Raw genomic sequence first — 17,174 nt, forward strand, 5'->3', positions numbered from 1 at the left:
TCAATTAGTACTGATGGTCTGTAGGATAAACGGGTAAGGTTTTATTAGCTAAAAGGGAATGTTTAACAGTTAAGAAGGATAGACAATTTTGCTCTCACTTTGCAAGAGTTGGTTAATTGGAGAAAAGGAGAGGTACAGCATGGGAAATTATTTTGGAACAGACGGTGTCAGAGGAGTAGCAAATCTTGAATTGACACCAGAATTAGCATTTAAAATAGGACGCTTTGGCGGATATGTATTAACAAAGGAAACAGAAAAGCCGAGAGTCCTAATTGGACGTGACACCCGTATTTCCGGTCATATGCTGGAAGGGGCACTTGTTGCAGGGCTGTTATCGATTGGTGCTGAGGTAATGCGGTTAGGCGTTATTTCAACTCCGGGGGTTGCTTATTTAACAAAAGCAACGAGTGCCCAGGCAGGGGTGATGATTTCTGCTTCGCATAATCCGGTCGAGGATAACGGGATCAAGTTTTTTGGACCGGATGGCTTTAAACTGTCGGATGAACAGGAGGATGAGATTGAGGCACTAATGGAAGGCGAGGATACCCTTCCACGCCCGGTTGGTGCTGATTTAGGAATTGTGAATGATTACTTTGAAGGTGGACAGAAATATCTTTCCTTCTTAAAAGAGTCGATTGATAATGATTTTGCCGGACTGGAAATCGCCTTGGATTGTGCGCATGGTGCAACCTCGGGACTGGCGACACATTTGTTTGCCGATTTGGAAGCAGATATTTTCACGATCGGTTCATCACCGGATGGCTTGAATATTAATGATGGGGTTGGTTCCACACACCCTGAGAGCTTGCAGGCCTTTGTTACCGAGAAAGGGGCAGATATTGGCCTTGCATTTGACGGAGACGGTGATCGTCTGATTGCCGTTGACGAAAAGGGAAATATTGTTGATGGCGATAAAATCATGTATATTTGTGGAAAATATATGAATGAAAAAGGTTTCCTGCGACATAAGACAGTTGTCTCCACGGTGATGAGCAATCTGGGTTTCTATAAGGCGCTAGAGAAGCATGGGATGCGCAGTGATAAAACTGCCGTTGGTGACCGTTATGTCATGGAAGAAATGCGTAAGGGCGGCTACAATCTGGGTGGTGAACAGTCTGGCCATATTATCTTCCTCGATTACAATACAACGGGCGATGGAATGTTATCAGCGCTTCAGTTAGTAAACGTGATGAAGGAAACGGGCAAGAAATTGTCGGAACTTGCTGATGAAATGGAAGTATATCCGCAAGTACTTAAAAATGTGAAGGTAACCGACAAGAAAAATGCTATGACCAATCCGCAGATAAAAGAGGCGATCGATGCAGTTGAACAGGAAATGGCCGGGGAAGGACGCGTGCTTGTCCGACCGTCAGGGACAGAGCCGCTTGTCCGGGTCATGGTGGAAGCGTCATCCAAGGAAGACTGTGAACGGTATGCGGATCGGGTTGTCAAAGTAATTGACGATTTACTGGGAATAAAATAATACAATTTGCCGAAACTGCTCTTATATAAGAGCAGTTTTTTTCGCCTTTGAAATTATTCACAGGGCCTGACGACATTTGCTTTCTAAAATTTGGCTGGTCAACGAAATTACTAATTGGAATTATAATGGGCCAAACAAAACGGTTATCATTAAGCAAACAGGTAAAGATTACTAGAGCAGATATTAAGGTGCAATTTATTACGCATTAACGGACTGTAATATCCCCACTAAATGAAGTTTCACTTTATCATAAAAGAATTTTAGAACATAGCCTGTTTAAACCGCGGAAATGAAGAATATATTCTATCAGCCCAAAACTGCCTCATAAAGGAATAATTGCAAGGATGAAATACGGAGTTACAAAAAACGAAAGTCGTAATGAAAACTTGCATCAATATAGTTCCTTAGTCCTACATAATGTAAGAAACACAGCCTTTTGTCACAAATCTATTATATTTGTAATACATTCTAGTAGATTTGGTAATGCTTGTAATAGAGTCTTAACGATTCTGTAACTGCATTGCCTCATTTCCTGTGATAGTATAGGCAATGTCAGAATTTGAAGGAGGGACTACCCTATGAAGAAAATGGTAGCAGCACTTGCTACAGGTGTCATGATTGCTGGCGCGGCTGTAACGAATGTTTCAGCAGAAGAATACAAAGTCCAAGAAGGAGATAGCCTCTGGGACATTGCAAATGAATACAACACTACCGTTGATGACTTAGTTGAAATAAACGAATTGAAATCTACCACTATTCACCCGAATCAAAAACTATTTATCAATGAGACATATAAGGTGGAAAAAGGTGATACATTAAGCGGTATCAGTAAAAAGTTTGATGTAGCGGTAGATGATATTAAGGAATGGAACGATTTAACATCTGACTTGATAGTAGCCGGCCAGAAATTAGAAATTAAAGGTGTAAACATTGTCCAGAAAGAGCAATCAACCAACGATGCTACTAACGTATCAAACGATGACGCTGTTGAATCATCATCAAACGATAATGAAAGCACGAATGAAAATACACAGAAGGCTTCTAAAACGGAACCTGCCAAAACGGTAAAAAAAGATGACACACCACAAGGTAAAACAGTTACGGTTAAAGCAACAGCTTATACATCCGATTGTGACGGATGCTCAGGGGTGACATCAACAGGGATTGACTTGAATGCAAATCCAGATGCAAAAGTAATCGCAGTTGATCCAGATCTAATCCCGTTAGGTTCAGAAGTTTATGTAGAAGGCTATGGGCATGCAACTGCAGCAGACGTTGGCAGTGCTATCAAAGGCAATAAAATTGATGTCCACGTTCCAAACAAAGACGATGCAACCCAATGGGGTGTACGTACAGTGGACGTAACGATCCTAAAATAAAATAAACATTTGAATAGTTGAATGTTAGCAAAGTATCAGGAAAACACCTTTATATTTGGTGTTTTCCTTTTTTTATGATAAAAAAAACATGGAATTACGATTGTATGGTTAAAGAAGCACGATTTTGGTCATTTGTATCAGCTGGCTTGGAAATAGTTTGTGTATAGCCAATAATACCAAATCCAAGGATTAACACCAAAAATAACGCGATTAAAACTTTTTTCATGTTATCTCCCCCGCCTTCACTTTTGCTGTCTAGGATTAGTATAATCAAAATTTGCCCTCCAAACCATTGATTTTCGTTACATTTTGGCGGTAATTCTTACAAAAATGAAAGAAACTGATTAGATATAGATGGAAGGAGGGGATAACTTAGGAGCATTACCGTTTAGACAGGTAACGCTCGCTCGTGCTGGATAAACACCAGGCACCTTTGCATCTACTTGCAGAAGGCCTTATTTCCGCATAATTATACGTTATGATCAGCAACATAATATCGTACACACAGCCATTAATAAACAAAAAGGAATAACTATGGTAAACTTATTTATGGAATAAGGTTATGCTCCGTTAATACGTTTACATATGAAGGAGGAAATTAAAATGACAAGCAAGGCACTGCAATCTTTTTTAGATGAAAATATTGCTGACTTAAAGGAACGTGGTTTATATAACGAAATTGATCCGGTTGAAGGTGCAAATGGGCCGGTTATCACGATCAACGGGAAAAAACTGATCAACCTGTCCTCGAATAACTATTTGGGGCTGGCAACTGATGATCGCCTGAAAAAGGTTGCAAAAGAAGTAGTCGATACTCATGGTGTTGGTGCGGGGGCTGTTCGAACCATTAACGGTACACTCGATCTGCATCTTGAATTGGAAAAGAAATTGGCGGAATTTAAAGGGACAGAAGCAGTTATTTCCTACCAATCTGGATTTAACTGTAACATGGCCGCTATTTCGGCCGTTATGGATAAACACGATGCTATTCTCTCTGATGAATTAAACCACGCTTCCATTATTGACGGCTGCCGCTTATCAAAGGCTAGAATTATCCGGTTCAACCATTCGGACATGGATGACCTCCGGCAAAAGGCGAAGGAAGCAGTCGAATCCGGGAACTACAATAAAATAATGGTGATTACCGATGGCGTATTTTCGATGGACGGAGATGTCGCGGATCTGCCGGGAATTGTTAAGGTGGCCGAGGAATTTGACCTGATTACATATGTTGATGATGCCCATGGATCCGGTGTTTTAGGAAAAGGCGCAGGAACCGTCAAACATTTCGGCTTACAGGACAAAATTGATTTCCAAATGGGGACACTTTCCAAGGCAATTGGTGTGATCGGTGGCTATGTAGCGGGCAAGGAAAATTTAATTGATTGGCTAAAAGTTCGCTCACGCCCATTTTTGTTCTCGACAGCAGTAACACCTGCCGACGCAGCAGCTGCAACCAAAGCAATTGAATTGTTAATGGAAAGTACGGCACTAAATGAAAAGCTTTGGGAAAATGGCGATTACCTGAAAGCGGGACTGAAAAAATTGGGCTTTGATATCGGCGACAGTGAAACGCCGATCACACCATGCATCATTGGTGAGGAAAAAGCTGCACAGGAATTCAGCAAGAAACTAATTGAAGCGGGTGTTTATGCAAAATCAATCGTTTTCCCGACCGTGCCAAGAGGAACAGGGCGTGTTCGTAATATGCCAACAGCTGCACACACGAAAGCGATGCTTGATGATGCATTGGCTATTTATGAAAAAACAGGGAAAGAAATGGGATTGATTTAGGCTGCGGTGATGAAGGAAATGATGCCGATTTTCCCGATACGATTCTCCATTTTTGGAAGCATAATGATAATGAACGAGGAAAATGGTAAAACAAAAGTCAGAGGTTTGATGTCGGATTGGTGAGTCAGCCAAAAAGGGGAAGATTGGAGCTAAACAGTCCTGACACGTTCAAGGGGAGGAAGGGAACACCCCACCCCAACTGAATAAAGTTTCACTTTATAACAAGGAGTAAAATGGAATGAAAAAGATTCTAGTCACTGGTGCTCTTGGACAGATCGGTTCAGAGCTTGTTACAAAACTTCGTAAAACATATGGTACGGAAAATGTAATTGGAACAGATATAAAGAAACAGGAAAAAAATGATGGTCCATTTGAAATTGTTGATGTAACGGACGGCGACCGATTGTTTTCGGTTGCCAAAGAACATCAGGTAGATACCATTATGCATTTAGCAGCATTATTATCGGCCAAGGCGGAAATAATCCCGAAAATGGCCTGGGACTTAAATATGGGTGGGCTAATCAACGCATTAGAGGTGGCGCGCGAGCTTAATTTGCAATTTTTCACCCCTAGTTCAATTGGAGCGTTTGGGCCGTCAACACCAAAAGATCATACACCACAAGATACAATCCAGCGCCCAACAACGATGTATGGCGTTAATAAGGTGGCTGGCGAACTACTTTGTGATTATTATTATCATCGATTCGGTGTTGATACGCGTGGGGTGAGGTATCCTGGATTAATTTCGCATGTGACATTGCCAGGCGGCGGCACAACTGATTATGCCGTGGAAATTTATTATGAGGCAATTAACAACAAAGCATATACCTCTTACATTGCTGAACATACATATATGGATATGATGTACATGCCCGATGCGTTAAACGCCATTATGCAGCTGATGGAAGCAAATCCGGACAACCTGAAGCATCGCAATGCATTTAATATTTCAGCGATCTCCGCAGCACCAGGGGATTTTGCAAAAGAAATCAGAAAGCATATACCCGAATTTACGCTTTCGTATGATGTTGATCCAGTACGGCAAAATATTGCGGAAAGCTGGCCAAATTCACTTGACTCTTCAGCGGCAACAGATGAGTGGGGGTTTAAAGCGGAATATGATATTGGCAGGATGACTGAGGATATGTTGGAGAAAATTGCTGGGAAATGAATGATGGAGAGGCCTTTTCTTTTGAGAGAGGGCCTTTTTATAGGAGGGAGATTGTTGGGGGTGTGGAGGATTGAGCTAAGAATGCGGAGGTTTTGACCGGAGCATCAACAGTTGAAATGGTGAGCATCGACAGGGAAGAGAGCAACATCAACAGTGGAATGGTGAACATCGACAGAGAAGAGAGCAACATCAACAGTTGAAAGGTGAGCATCGACAGAGAAGAGAGCAACATCAACAGTGGAAAGGTGAGCATCGATAGAGAAGAATGCAAAGTCAGTCGGGGCTTTCGCAGATTAATACGGAAAACAATCAGAATGGAAGCTTTGATTAAGATTAATATAAAGAATCCATTTTGAATAAAGATTGATCAAAATGGATTCTCATCTATCAAATTTCAAAAAAGTTAGATCATTTTCTGCTTGTGTCACTCAACAGTCCAGCAGCTAATGTAATATTAATCAAATAGTTGAAACACAGACTTATGCTTACCCGGGTAATCGGAGTTTTGTGGATAATTTTCAATACTTGGGCGAGATATTTTCTTGCACTATTTTTCCCAACATAGTGGAGTTTCATTGACTTCAGTAGATAATACATTACACTTGGTGAATCAATTTTTAGTAGTTCACGGCATTGCCGGTTGGTGATTGTATTATTAAAAAGTAGGAAATAATCCAAAATAATACGCTCATGCAACAATTTAATCTCTGCAGTACAGCTTCGGCAAGTCCACTTCTTGTTTATGCGTTCGACTGCTGTCTGCCAGCATGAGGGACAAACAATTCCATCAATAAGGTGCTTCTTTTGAATATTATATTGTTTTATTAAGTTGGGGTGATGTGGTATATCCCCACTTAATATGGCATTATTTAAATTTTTTATTTGAATATTGCTTAGCACAGTTTCAGTGTAATTGTCTGTTAATGCTTTTAAATGTAAATGTAAACCTTCCTTCCGTATCAATTTTCGATAAATAACGGGATCGTCCTGTTGGATTTTAATTATCGTTGATGGGTTACTGCTTACGACTAATGTTTCGATTGGGATAGACATGTTAAATTGCTGCAGCCATGCTTTTAAATGCATTTTTTGTGTCTCTGCCTGTAAAACAGGATCCTGAAATGCGGTGATTTTTCCACCATTAATCTGAACTAACTGATGCAACTCCGGATCGTATTCAATTGTACCAGCGAGATTTTTAATTTCTACAATGCATAAGAATGTTTTGGAAACGATCAGTGTATCAATTTGAAAATTTTTATTGTGGATTTTCAGGCGAATGTTGTGGAAAATGTAGAAGTTTTTATGGGGAAAAAGCGATAAGTTATAATCTACATCTTTTTCACCGCGATACCCGGCATTAAATCGATTAAAGTCTTCTGTGAGCTTTCGGTGTGTCCGGTAACCTTCTTTCAAATTCCGAAACAATGCCTCATAGCATAAAATAACGTATGGTTTTGTTCTATACTTTACCGTAAACAAATAAAAATCCTCCTCCTAGTGGTTGATATTGTAAGATATTCGACAAAAAAGATGAAATTCCTTTATTAATATAGGAACTTTTCATGATCTATTTGCCGATAATATCAAAATGCCCATGGAATATCAGGGGGAGAGTACGAAGCATCAACAGTAGAACGCGCAACATCGATAGCAAAAAGCAGAACATCAACAGTAGAACGCGCAACATCGATAGCAAAAAGCAGAACATCAACAGTAGAACGCGCAACATCGATAGCAAAAAGCAGAACATCAACAGTAGAGCGTGCAACATCGAGAGTAAAAAGCAGAACATCAACAGTAAAACGCTCAGCAACGTCGGCAGTAAAACCCGAAACACCAAATACGTCCCTCAACATCTTTCATATAGTCTAGCCCGGAATATGCAATAAATAAAAAATGCCTCTCAATCAAGGAGGCATTTCCATTAATACATTGCCGCAATTTCCTTCTGCAGCCTCTGATCCTGTACATACTCATCATAGCTCATCTCTTTATCGATGATTCCATTTGGTGTAAGCTCAATCAAGCGATTGGCAATACTTTGGATGAACTGATGATCATGCGATGTAAAGAGAATGGATCCTTTAAACTTGATTAATCCATTATTTAAAGCGGTAATCGACTCCAAATCCAAGTGGTTCGTCGGTTCATCAAGCAGTAAAACATTGGCATGGCTGAGCATCATTTTTGACAGCATGCAACGGACCTTTTCGCCACCGGATAATACACTTGCTTTCTTTAATGCTTCTTCTCCCGAGAATAGCATTCGTCCAAGAAAGCCGCGTAAAAATGTTTCAGTTTCGTCCTCCGGTGAATATTGCCGTAACCAGTCCACTAGTGGCAGATCATTGTTTTCGAAGTACTCCGAGTTGTCCTTTGGAAAATAGGATTGGGAAGTGGTGACACCCCATTTATACGTACCAGTGTCAGGCTCCATTTCTCCCATAAGAATTTTAAATAAGGTTGTCTTGGCGATATCATTTTTCCCGACAAAAGCGACTTTGTCATCTTTGTTGATCGTAAAACTAACGTTATCCAATACTTTTTTACCGCCAACCGTTTTGGTCAAATCTTCTACACGGAGTAAATCATTGCCGATTTCACGACCCGGTGTAAAAGCAATATATGGATATTTGCGGGATGATGGTTTAATGTCATCCAATGTAATAGTTTCCAGCAGCTTTTTCCGTGATGTCGCTTGTTTGGATTTGGAAGCATTCGCGCTAAATCGGGCAATGAATGATTGTAATTCCTTGATCTTCTCCTCTTTTTTCTTGTTCGCCTCCTGTGCCATCTTTAATGCAAGCTGGCTTGATTCGTACCAGAAGTCGTAGTTGCCAATATAGATCTGAATTTTGCCGTAGTCGACATCGGCAATATGGGTACACACTTTGTTTAAAAAATGCCGGTCGTGAGAAACAACGATAACGGTATTTTCAAAGTTAATCAGGAATTCCTCCAACCATTGAATGGCTTGGATATCCAAACCGTTTGTCGGCTCATCAAGCAATAAAATGTCCGGATTTCCGAATAATGCTTGGGCGAGCAATACCTTAACCTTCTGATCACCAGCTAAATCAGCCATTTTTGTTGTGTGAAGTGATTCATCAATACCTAATCCCTTAAGCAGGATCGCAGCGTCTGATTCAGCCTCCCAGCCATTCATTTCGGCAAATTCACCCTCAAGCTCTGCTGCACGCATTCCATCTTCCTCGGAAAAATCTGTTTTCATGTAAATAGCGTCTTTTTCCTGTTTTACCTTGTATAAACGCTCGTGCCCCATTAGAACAGTATCGATAACTTGATAGTCCTCATAGGCGAAATGATCCTGTTTTAATACAGCCATCCGCTCACCCGGAGACAGCGAAACATTGCCGGATTGGGCTTCCACTTCACCGGATAATACTTTCAGGAAGGTGGACTTGCCGGCACCATTCGCACCGATCACTCCATAACAGTTGCCATGGGTAAATTTTAAATTTACATCTTCAAATAATTTTTTATCACCATATCGCAAACTGATATTTGTAACAGTTACCATTTGTTTCATATCCTCCTTAGAAAAACTCGGCATCCGCCTCGTCCTTAATCGCGGGTGCCGTAGTTTTTCTTATACTTTAATCTTATAAAAATTTAACTTTCTTAAAGAGGATGTTCAAAAAGTCACCAAATGATAAGCGGCGACTTTTTGAGCACGCACTTAAAGTGAAAAAAAGTAATCATGGCTAGCTTAAGGGATTTACAGGGTTTCGTCAATCTTAAATGTGCATATAATAGAAAAAGCAATGTAAATTGTAAACCTAATCAGGAAAACATTCACAAAATAGCAAAAATCAGCTTGTATATTTTCGGCTTTTTCGGTAAAGTTTTAGGTAGTGTTTATTTTCATTAATTTTTTTATGAAAGGACTATATTTTTACAGGAAAATATGTAACAATGAAGCAACGTGATTTTTGTTTTGTGATTAGCATTTAAAGTCATTATACCCTAGGAAGCTTAATGGAGGGGACATTATGGGGGAGAAAACGATCTATTTCCTCTTTACTGACACGGGCACATACTTAGCCAAGGCAATTAATTATTGTACAAAGCAATCCTTGAACCATGTTTCCATAGCTTTTGACCATGAGCTAAAGGAGGTTTACAGCTTTGGAAGAAAAAGGCCCAGAAATCCATTTATCGGCGGATTTGTCAGAGAAGATATACGCAGTGACTTTCTGAAAGAGTCAGCCTGTGCCATCTATTCGTATCGTTTATCCGAGGCGGATTGTGAAAAAGTGCTTCGAAAAATCAAAGAAATTGAAGCACGAAAGCATGACTATAAGTATAATTTTCTTGGTCTGATCGGGGTTTTACTCCGAATTGAGATTGAACGGGAACACGCCTTGTTTTGCTCCCAATTTGTTGCGACGGTTTTACGGGAAACAGAATCATTTGATGTTAAAAAACCGCTTTGTTTCGTCACACCGGCAGACATCCGTAATCATATAGGGCTAAACCTGATTTACCGGGGGCGGCTTGGAGATTATCAGCAGTGTATGAAGCAAGCCGAGCACAAATTGGTAAAAGGCGAACAAACATTATCAAAGCAATCATTTATTTATACATTATCAGAGAAAGTTAAACAGTTTGTCATCAGGTAGGGAGCCATTCACATTTGTCGATGGTTCCTTTTTTATAGAGGATGTGGGAGCTGTTTAGAGATCCTACTGCGAGCAGAATAGAACTTGAATTTATATCCTTTCTTATCTTTAAAATATAGCCAAATGATTAGCGGTCAACCTCAGACGCCTTACTTGTGTCCACTGACCGATATCGGCCGACTTAACCTTCAGGATTAATCTGGCAGCCTTTTCAACAATTAAAAGGAGGTAAACAAAATGGAGCGGACAAGCAATTATCGCTTACTTAAAATCAAGGAAGTTTTATTTAATGAGACCGATGATTTTCATGAGCTTGGAATCGATGAACTACAGGAGCGGTTAAAGGAGATCATGAATGATGCTACCTATGATAGCCGTACGATTAAACGTGATTTGCAAACGCTTGATGATATGGACTTTGAAATTGTCCGTAATACCGGCAAGTTTGGCAAAACATTTTTCAGTCATCAGGCGCGACTGTTCGAAACCTATCAATTGCGGTTAATCATTGATGCAGTGCTATCTGCCCGATTTATCACAACGAATGAAAAAAAACAATTAATTAACAAAGTGAAACAACTGACAAGCAAGCATACTGCCAAAACATTGCCTGAGCCGATTTTATTCAGTCAATCAGCCAATACGAATTATGAGTTAGTCAAGCTTAATATCGATTGTGTTCATCGGGCAATTGCTGAGAGAAAAGTACTTACATATCAATATGGCAAGTTCAATGTCAACAAGGAGTTTGTTTATCATCGTGACGGTGCCATTTACCATGTTGCACCATATGCCTTAATCTGGCAAAACGATTATTACTACTTAATTGGTTTGTTTCAGGAAACAGATGAAATCCGCCATTACCGACTTGACCGTATCCGCAACATCTCCATAACCGAACAAACCTTTACGAAAAAGGATTTTCAGCTGAATGATTATGTGAATCAAAGCTTTCATATGTTTGCCGGTGATGAAATATGGATCAAGGTTCGTTTTCATATGAATCTGGTAAATGTCGTATTGGATCGCTTCGGGCATGAGGCAGATATTAAGCAGATTGATGAAGACTATTTTGTCCTGACAACGAAAGCAAAATTATCGGATGGGTTGCTTAACTGGATACTTACATGGGGGCATCAAGCAAAAGTGTTATCACCGGATTATCTTGTGGAAAGGGTGAAGGATAAAATCAGGCAGATGCAGGATGTATACGAAGATTAAGGAGAACAAAAGGAAAGACGGGGATTTTTGAAAAGTCCCGTCTTTTAACAAGTGCTAGTAAAGTTTTGCTAACTCAATCCCTAATGTCTCATAAGGGATTTCAATCTTAAACGCTATGTCATTTGCTTCCAAATCAAACCGATCAATACTTACCTGGAAATTACTTTTGATTTCCATGTCCTTTACAGCTACATAAATTTCCTCATTCTTTGGGTCAATGATTACCCAGTCAGGCATTGGCAAATACTTTTTCATGTATTCCATTATTTTCCGATTTGGCAGTTCCAGCAATCCGACAGAAATCGATTTCTGCTTGAGAACGACATTCCCATCATCCTGGACAATTGGTTCGAGATGAACGGATAATGGCACAGTTGTCGAAAATACCGGCAGCTCACCAATTAAATGGACATCATCTTCAAGTGAAACCCGGTAATGATGCTTGGAATCGTTTAATAGTTTATCAATATAAGCATTGACTAAATCGTTTAGGTTCTGTTTCGTTGTACGTACGATAAATTCAGAGCCTTCTTGTGCATTTTTGCTGTCCGGTTCTGGAACGGCTGTATCGGAAACAGGCCAAAAAATAAATAGAATCAGCATGATAACAATGAGCACATTAAGGGAAAGCAAGCCATAAAATAATCGCTTCCACTTATATCGTGATTGCCTGTTTTTCCTTGGTTCTGACATACTAGCTCCCCCCTTTATCTAGATAATAATCAAGAAGTATTGGTTACCATTCCTTTACTCTGTCAAATATTCCAATACCCGCTTGGCGATGCGCTGATAGCCAAGGGTGTTTGGATGGAAATTATCCTCGGCATATAAATCAACATTAGTATCTGCTAATAAATCTATTGTCGGTATAAATGCAGCATTTTCATACCCACTTGTGACATTTTTTCCGATCGTATTCCAGTCCTTAACAATAATACCGAGTTCTTTTATCTCCGGGAAATACTTTTCAAACGGGTTATAAAAACCGATCAGGTAAATTTTGGTTTTTGGGTTTAATTCGTTTATTTTATCAAAAATTTTGGTTAAGCGGTTTTTATAATCATCGCGTTCCTTGGCAAAGTCATTGTAAGATAAACTAGTGAAATTTTCCTTGAGTACTTTCATGATGTCATTTGCCCCAATTGTGATGATGACAATATCGGATTCTTTAATGGATTGGACAATTTGCGGATTGTCAAGACGCTTAAGCAACTGGTCGGATCGATTCCCGCGCTTACCGTAATTCTCAAACTCTGCCAGATGCGTTCTTTTATTTATCGTATTGTCCAGGATTCCGACATAACCGCCTTCTCCAGACGAATCACCGACTCCTTGTGTTAAAGAATCCCCAATTGCGACAATGTGTGCTTCCTTGTTTGTAAAGTAATCAATTGTGCTTTGTACCGCATCCTCCACGAACGTTTTAACATGTGTTTTAGCATCATCATTTTCAGATTCTTTCCTTTTCTCCTGTTCCTGTTTTGGCTCGCCCGTCTTGTTGTTATCATCGGTTGCTTCTTGCTCAGATGGCACGCTTTTAAAGGTCTGCTGTACTTCTGTATCCGAACTGGTAAAAATGAAAAAAACTCCAACGCCAGTAAAAACTAGTATTATAATCAAAATAAATGCCATTTTTCGCTTCATGTCCATCACACCTATATGGAAAAAATTCTTGTTGTCCTGTGCAGGGAATTTATCTATCTATAAAAATATAACTGTTGTTCCAATAGTATATGTATACCCGTTTTCATTGGCAAGTATATCATGTTTTATTCGTTCATTTTTTCTGTTATAAATTTGTAATGAAATTGAGAAATTGTCGTGGAAAGAGAAGGAGGCTGTCCATTGATGAATGGGGACAGCCCATGGTAAAGTGAAACTTCATTCAGTGGGGGGATTTCGACGCACAGGACGTGCTAGTGCAGGCGAAGGCATTCGGACGTGACGGTTTTCCTCCCCACCTTCTTCGTTTTTAGTTTACTCACGCTAAGGACGGAGGTATTAAAGCACGTTAATGCGTGATTAAATTCTACGGAAAAGCTAATGCAGCCACCGGCGATGTTGGCACTTCCGGATGTCCCCATATGTGGCAAAAATCCTCGATCATGGCACTGGCTGTCGGGAGAGAACCCGCGCCAGGGCCAACCAGTGTTAATGGGCCGAGAATATCCGCTTGCAGATGAATGGCATTGCTGACACCGTCGATTGCATATAATGGATGGGTTTCCGGGATGGCTACAGGCTCTATGCTTGCCGAAATAGTATCATTCGTAAAGGTAATTTCTGCAATATGTTTAATTCGTCTATTAGCATGCGCCTCTTCTATGTGCATTTCTGGTGTGATTCCTGTAATGCCAGTTCGTCTAACCTTCTTCCATACCGGCTGTTTGGCAAAAATAAGCTCACTTAAAATCATCAGTTTATAAAAAGCATCGTAGCCCTCAATATCATTCGTTGGATCAGCCTCTGCATAGCCCAGTTGTTGTGCTTCTTTTAATGCGTGGGAAAAAGTTGCCTTCTCTTCCCTCATTTTCGTCAATATATAATTTGAAGTACCATTAAGGATTGCTTGCAACTTGTCAATTTGATTCACATTTAACAGCCTTTTGACGGTTTGAATAATCGGAATTCCTCCGGCTGTTGTTGCTTCAAATCCAATCGTTACCTGATTTCGGGCGGCAAGTTCTGTTAATTCTTTTCCATGAAAAGCGAACATTTCTTTATTCGCCGTAATGATATGTTTTCCTTTTTCTATGCAGTGTTTCAGGTAGGTAAAAGCTGGTTCCCGCCCGACAATTGCTTCAAAAACAACATCAATGGCCGGATTTGATGCAATCTTATCGATATCCGCCGTAATTATCGCATCACCGGCTTTATTTTGATGCTTTTCCGGGTGTTCTACCAAAATAGCTGATACAGAAATCGGAAAACCGGTTATTTTTTGCAAGCGGTTTTGATGTCTCTGGATCGTTTCATAAACCCCGCTTCCAACCGTTCCAAAACCAAGTATTGCTACGGACAGTGTCTTCATAATCGGAATACCTCCCTTGTGCTTTATCACCCTTAAACTTGAACAGTCGTTTGTTCCGGTTTTTTACTGCGGAGGCGGGCAAATTCGTCATAAGGTTTTACTCCTGTAATAACCTTAATACCTGCTGCCTCGGCATGTTCCAATGTTTGATCCGTAACATTAGGCTTTTCAATCCATAAAATTTTGCCTTGCTTATTGATAAACTGCTCGATGAAGCTTGCAGGTACAGATCCTTCTTCCAGCCAAACGGCATCAATCGTAAATGGCAGATCATTCAGCTGCTCCTCGTCATTTACCGTTACAATTTGATATCCGAGTCGTTTTAATTTATCCGTTTGCAGCCCTGAGTCATTTTCCTTGCTGATGACAGCGATTGCCTTTTGTCTTACATTCCCACCTGTCCGGTCAAATGGCGAAGAAAGCAGCCATTTGACAGCGTCCTCGTTTGTTGTTTGGAATGAGGCTTTAGAATTGGTTGACTTGGCAATAGCTTGGTCCAGGTCAACTAAAATATCATGAACACGCTCAATTCCAATTGACAGGCGAACCAGTTCTTCTGATACACCACTTTTTTGTAAATCTTCCGGGCTTAATTGCTGGTGTGTGGTGGATGCCGGATGGATAATCAGCGATTTTGCATCACCAACATTGGCAACATGTGACCATATCGAAATATTGTCGATTAATTTTCTTCCCGCTTCACGGCCGCCCTTTATACCAAATGTAATAATGGAGCCAAAACCGTTTTGTAAATACTTGGTTGCTAAAACGTGTGCTGGATGATTCGTTAATCCCGGATAATTAATCCATTCTACAGCTGGGTGATTTTTTAAATATGCGGCAACCTCTTCTGCATTTTGATTGTGACGTTCCACCCGCAAATGCAACGTTTCCAGTCCTTGCAGAAGCAGAAAGGCATTTTGCGGGCTCAGGCATGCTCCGATATCGCGCAAAAGCTGTACGCGTAACTTTGTGGCAAAAGCGGCTGAGCCAATATCGGCATAGCGTATCCCATGATAGCTTTCATCTGGTTCGGCAAAGCCAGGGAATTTTTCATTATCCCAGTTAAACCGTCCGCCATCAACCACAATTCCACCAATTGAGTTGCCATGCCCACCAATCCATTTCGTGGCAGAATGGATGACAATGTCTGCTCCCCACGTTAATGGTTTGGCACTGTATGGTGTTGCAAATGTATTATCGACAATTAATGGAATGTTGTTGCCGTGGGCGATTGCTGCAATCCCTTCGACATCGAGAACATTAAGACTTGGGTTTGTAATAATTTCACCATATATTGCTTTCGTTTTCGGAGTGATGGCAGCTCGAATCGCCTCGAGGTTTGTTCCGTCAACGAATTTGACATTTATCCCATACCGTGGCAGTGTAATGGCAAACAGGTTGTATGTTCCGCCGTACAGGTTGCTGTCGGCAATAATCTCATCCCCTGCACCTGCCAGGTTAAGTATGGCTAGTGTGATAGCCGACATACCGGATGATGTGGCAACAGCAGCAACCCCGTCCTCCAGCTGTGCTAAACGCTCCTCAAGAACAGCGACTGTAGGATTGCCGATTCGTGTATAAATGTTGCCTGGCTCTTGCAGGGCGAATAAGTTTTGCGCATGCTCCGTGTCGCGGAACACATAGGAAGTAGTTTGGTAAATTGGTACTGCCCGAGACCCGGTTGTTGGGTCTGGTTCCTGTCCTCCGTGAAGTAATAGGGTTTCCTGATCGTGAAAATGAAAATTTGTCATGAAAAACTCCTCCTTTTTAATTTGTGTTCAAAAAGTCGCCGCTTCAACTGGTGACTTTTTGAACGTCTCTTTTAATAGTCGAAAGCTTCGGTCAAATAAGGATAGAGAGAGGGGAAAATAAAAAGCCCCCTTCCTAAGAAGAGGGCGTATCATCAACGTTCCTCCTCTTATCTTCCAGATCGTAATTGACCTGTAGGATGTAGCACCTTTCAGATCTGATGTCCAGTCTGATGGTTGCCGGGCTTCACAGGGCCTATTCCCTCCACCACTCTTGATAAGAGATTAAAGTTTGGAAAATTTAATTTAACAAGAATTATATACCTGACTTTGGCTATAAGTCAACTGTTTTTTAAAATTATTTTTTTAGGGTACCGGATTGCAAGAATGCAGGGCTTGGGGGAGAAACATCAACCGGAAAGCAGAAATATCAGCGGGAGAGCGAAAATATCAGCGGGAGAGCGGAAATATCAGCGGGAGGATAGGAACATCAACCGGAGAGCGGAAATATCAGCGGAAGCGTGGAAATATCAGCGGGAGGGCGGAAGCATCAACCGGAGGGCAGGAACATCAGCGGGAGAGCAGAAACATCAACCGGAGAGCAGAAATATCAGCGGGAGGGCGGGAAACATCAGCGGGAGGGCAGAAACATCGGCCTGAGAGCGGAAACATCAGCGGGAGGGCCGGAACATCAACCG

Annotated in this window: 15 protein-coding genes and 1 riboswitch; of the genes, 7 read left to right on the forward strand and 8 right to left on the reverse strand. The window is 40.9% G+C overall.

The window, feature by feature from the left end; translation table 11 throughout:
• Positions 1 to 139 precede the first annotated feature (139 nt).
• Both glmM and CZ382_RS15220 read left to right on the forward strand, forming a co-directional pair.
• Positions 140 to 1,483 (forward strand): phosphoglucosamine mutase, encoded by a 1,344-nt coding sequence (gene glmM, locus CZ382_RS15215; protein ID WP_088052032.1) that lies wholly within the window; start codon positions 140 to 142, stop codon positions 1,481 to 1,483.
• Between the two features lie 578 nt (positions 1,484 to 2,061).
• The gene (locus CZ382_RS15220; RefSeq protein WP_088052034.1) at positions 2,062 to 2,862 is read left to right on the forward strand and encodes a 3D domain-containing protein; all 801 of its coding nucleotides are present in this window, start codon (positions 2,062 to 2,064) and stop codon (positions 2,860 to 2,862) included.
• 94 nt (positions 2,863 to 2,956) lie between these two features.
• On the opposite strand, the gene CZ382_RS15225 is transcribed toward CZ382_RS15220, so the two are convergent.
• Positions 2,957 to 3,136 carry a hypothetical protein gene (locus CZ382_RS15225; protein ID WP_088052036.1) on the reverse strand — a complete coding sequence of 60 codons (180 nt, stop codon included), beginning with the start codon at positions 3,134 to 3,136 and terminating at the stop codon, positions 2,957 to 2,959.
• 329 nt (positions 3,137 to 3,465) lie between these two features.
• On the opposite strand from CZ382_RS15225, the gene CZ382_RS15230 reads away from it, so the two are divergent.
• Both CZ382_RS15230 and CZ382_RS15235 read left to right on the forward strand, forming a co-directional pair.
• Positions 3,466 to 4,656, forward strand: a complete 1,191-nt coding sequence (locus CZ382_RS15230) for a glycine C-acetyltransferase (protein WP_088052038.1) — start codon at positions 3,466 to 3,468, stop codon at positions 4,654 to 4,656.
• A gap of 238 nt (positions 4,657 to 4,894) precedes the next feature.
• Positions 4,895 to 5,827 (forward strand): L-threonine 3-dehydrogenase, encoded by a 933-nt coding sequence (locus CZ382_RS15235; protein WP_088052040.1) that lies wholly within the window; start codon positions 4,895 to 4,897, stop codon positions 5,825 to 5,827.
• 408 nt (positions 5,828 to 6,235) lie between these two features.
• Here the strand turns inward: CZ382_RS15235 and CZ382_RS15240 are convergent, their stop codons facing one another.
• The 3 genes from CZ382_RS15240 to CZ382_RS15250 form a co-directional block, all read right to left on the reverse strand.
• Positions 6,236 to 7,309 carry a nuclease-related domain-containing protein gene (locus CZ382_RS15240; protein ID WP_088052042.1) on the reverse strand — a complete coding sequence of 358 codons (1,074 nt, stop codon included), beginning with the start codon at positions 7,307 to 7,309 and terminating at the stop codon, positions 6,236 to 6,238.
• Between the two features lie 104 nt (positions 7,310 to 7,413).
• The gene (locus CZ382_RS15245) at positions 7,414 to 7,686 is read right to left on the reverse strand and encodes a hypothetical protein (RefSeq protein ID WP_159457810.1); all 273 of its coding nucleotides are present in this window, start codon (positions 7,684 to 7,686) and stop codon (positions 7,414 to 7,416) included.
• A gap of 68 nt (positions 7,687 to 7,754) precedes the next feature.
• A complete protein-coding gene (locus tag CZ382_RS15250) occupies positions 7,755 to 9,371 on the reverse strand; it encodes an ABC-F family ATP-binding cassette domain-containing protein (RefSeq protein WP_088052044.1) in 1,617 nt (538 codons plus the stop codon).
• Positions 9,372 to 9,843: 472 nt separating this feature from the next.
• On the opposite strand from CZ382_RS15250, the gene CZ382_RS15255 reads away from it, so the two are divergent.
• Positions 9,844 to 10,473, forward strand: a complete 630-nt coding sequence (locus CZ382_RS15255) for a hypothetical protein (RefSeq protein ID WP_088052045.1) — start codon at positions 9,844 to 9,846, stop codon at positions 10,471 to 10,473.
• Between the two features lie 237 nt (positions 10,474 to 10,710).
• Positions 10,711 to 11,694: a helix-turn-helix transcriptional regulator gene (locus tag CZ382_RS15260; protein WP_088052047.1), complete on the forward strand. Its 984-nt coding sequence runs from the start codon at positions 10,711 to 10,713 to the stop codon at positions 11,692 to 11,694.
• A gap of 54 nt (positions 11,695 to 11,748) precedes the next feature.
• Here the strand turns inward: CZ382_RS15260 and CZ382_RS15265 are convergent, their stop codons facing one another.
• The 4 genes from CZ382_RS15265 to CZ382_RS15280 all read right to left on the reverse strand — a co-directional run bounded on the left by CZ382_RS15265 (position 11,749) and on the right by CZ382_RS15280 (position 16,479).
• On the reverse strand, positions 11,749 to 12,387 hold the full coding sequence (locus CZ382_RS15265; RefSeq protein ID WP_088052049.1) for a YpmS family protein: 639 nt from the start codon (positions 12,385 to 12,387) through the stop codon (positions 11,749 to 11,751).
• Between the two features lie 54 nt (positions 12,388 to 12,441).
• Positions 12,442 to 13,338, reverse strand: coding sequence for an SGNH/GDSL hydrolase family protein (locus CZ382_RS15270; protein ID WP_088052050.1), 897 nt, complete (start codon positions 13,336 to 13,338; stop codon positions 12,442 to 12,444).
• A gap of 385 nt (positions 13,339 to 13,723) precedes the next feature.
• On the reverse strand, positions 13,724 to 14,725 hold the full coding sequence (locus tag CZ382_RS15275; protein ID WP_088052052.1) for a homoserine dehydrogenase: 1,002 nt from the start codon (positions 14,723 to 14,725) through the stop codon (positions 13,724 to 13,726).
• Between the two features lie 32 nt (positions 14,726 to 14,757).
• Positions 14,758 to 16,479, reverse strand: a complete 1,722-nt coding sequence (locus CZ382_RS15280) for a PLP-dependent aspartate aminotransferase family protein (protein WP_088052053.1) — start codon at positions 16,477 to 16,479, stop codon at positions 14,758 to 14,760.
• Between the two features lie 164 nt (positions 16,480 to 16,643).
• Positions 16,644 to 16,760, reverse strand: a riboswitch (SAM riboswitch).
• A 112-nt stretch (positions 16,761 to 16,872) separates the two neighbouring features.
• Between CZ382_RS15280 and CZ382_RS15285 the strand changes: the two genes are divergently transcribed.
• Positions 16,873 to 17,136, forward strand: a complete 264-nt coding sequence (locus CZ382_RS15285) for a hypothetical protein (RefSeq protein WP_140392740.1) — start codon at positions 16,873 to 16,875, stop codon at positions 17,134 to 17,136.
• Positions 17,137 to 17,174: the final 38 nt, after the last annotated feature.

It is taken from the genome of Virgibacillus dakarensis (assembly GCF_900155625.1).
GTDB classification, from domain to species: domain Bacteria; phylum Bacillota; class Bacilli; order Bacillales; family Amphibacillaceae; genus Lentibacillus_C; species Lentibacillus_C populi.

Coding starts and splice junctions, on each gene's coding strand:
- glmM (WP_088052032.1), top strand. CDS start 140: ATGGGAAATTATTTTGGAACAGACGGTGTCAGAGGAGTAGCAAATCTT.
- CZ382_RS15220 (WP_088052034.1), top strand. CDS start 2,062: ATGAAGAAAATGGTAGCAGCACTTGCTACAGGTGTCATGATTGCTGGC.
- CZ382_RS15230 (WP_088052038.1), top strand. CDS start 3,466: ATGACAAGCAAGGCACTGCAATCTTTTTTAGATGAAAATATTGCTGAC.
- CZ382_RS15235 (WP_088052040.1), top strand. CDS start 4,895: ATGAAAAAGATTCTAGTCACTGGTGCTCTTGGACAGATCGGTTCAGAG.
- CZ382_RS15245 (WP_159457810.1), bottom strand. CDS start 7,686: ATGTTGAGGGACGTATTTGGTGTTTCGGGTTTTACTGCCGACGTTGCT.
- CZ382_RS15250 (WP_088052044.1), bottom strand. CDS start 9,371: ATGGTAACTGTTACAAATATCAGTTTGCGATATGGTGATAAAAAATTA.
- CZ382_RS15255 (WP_088052045.1), top strand. CDS start 9,844: ATGGGGGAGAAAACGATCTATTTCCTCTTTACTGACACGGGCACATAC.
- CZ382_RS15260 (WP_088052047.1), top strand. CDS start 10,711: ATGGAGCGGACAAGCAATTATCGCTTACTTAAAATCAAGGAAGTTTTA.
- CZ382_RS15265 (WP_088052049.1), bottom strand. CDS start 12,387: ATGTCAGAACCAAGGAAAAACAGGCAATCACGATATAAGTGGAAGCGA.
- CZ382_RS15270 (WP_088052050.1), bottom strand. CDS start 13,338: ATGAAGCGAAAAATGGCATTTATTTTGATTATAATACTAGTTTTTACT.
- CZ382_RS15275 (WP_088052052.1), bottom strand. CDS start 14,725: ATGAAGACACTGTCCGTAGCAATACTTGGTTTTGGAACGGTTGGAAGC.
- CZ382_RS15280 (WP_088052053.1), bottom strand. CDS start 16,479: ATGACAAATTTTCATTTTCACGATCAGGAAACCCTATTACTTCACGGA.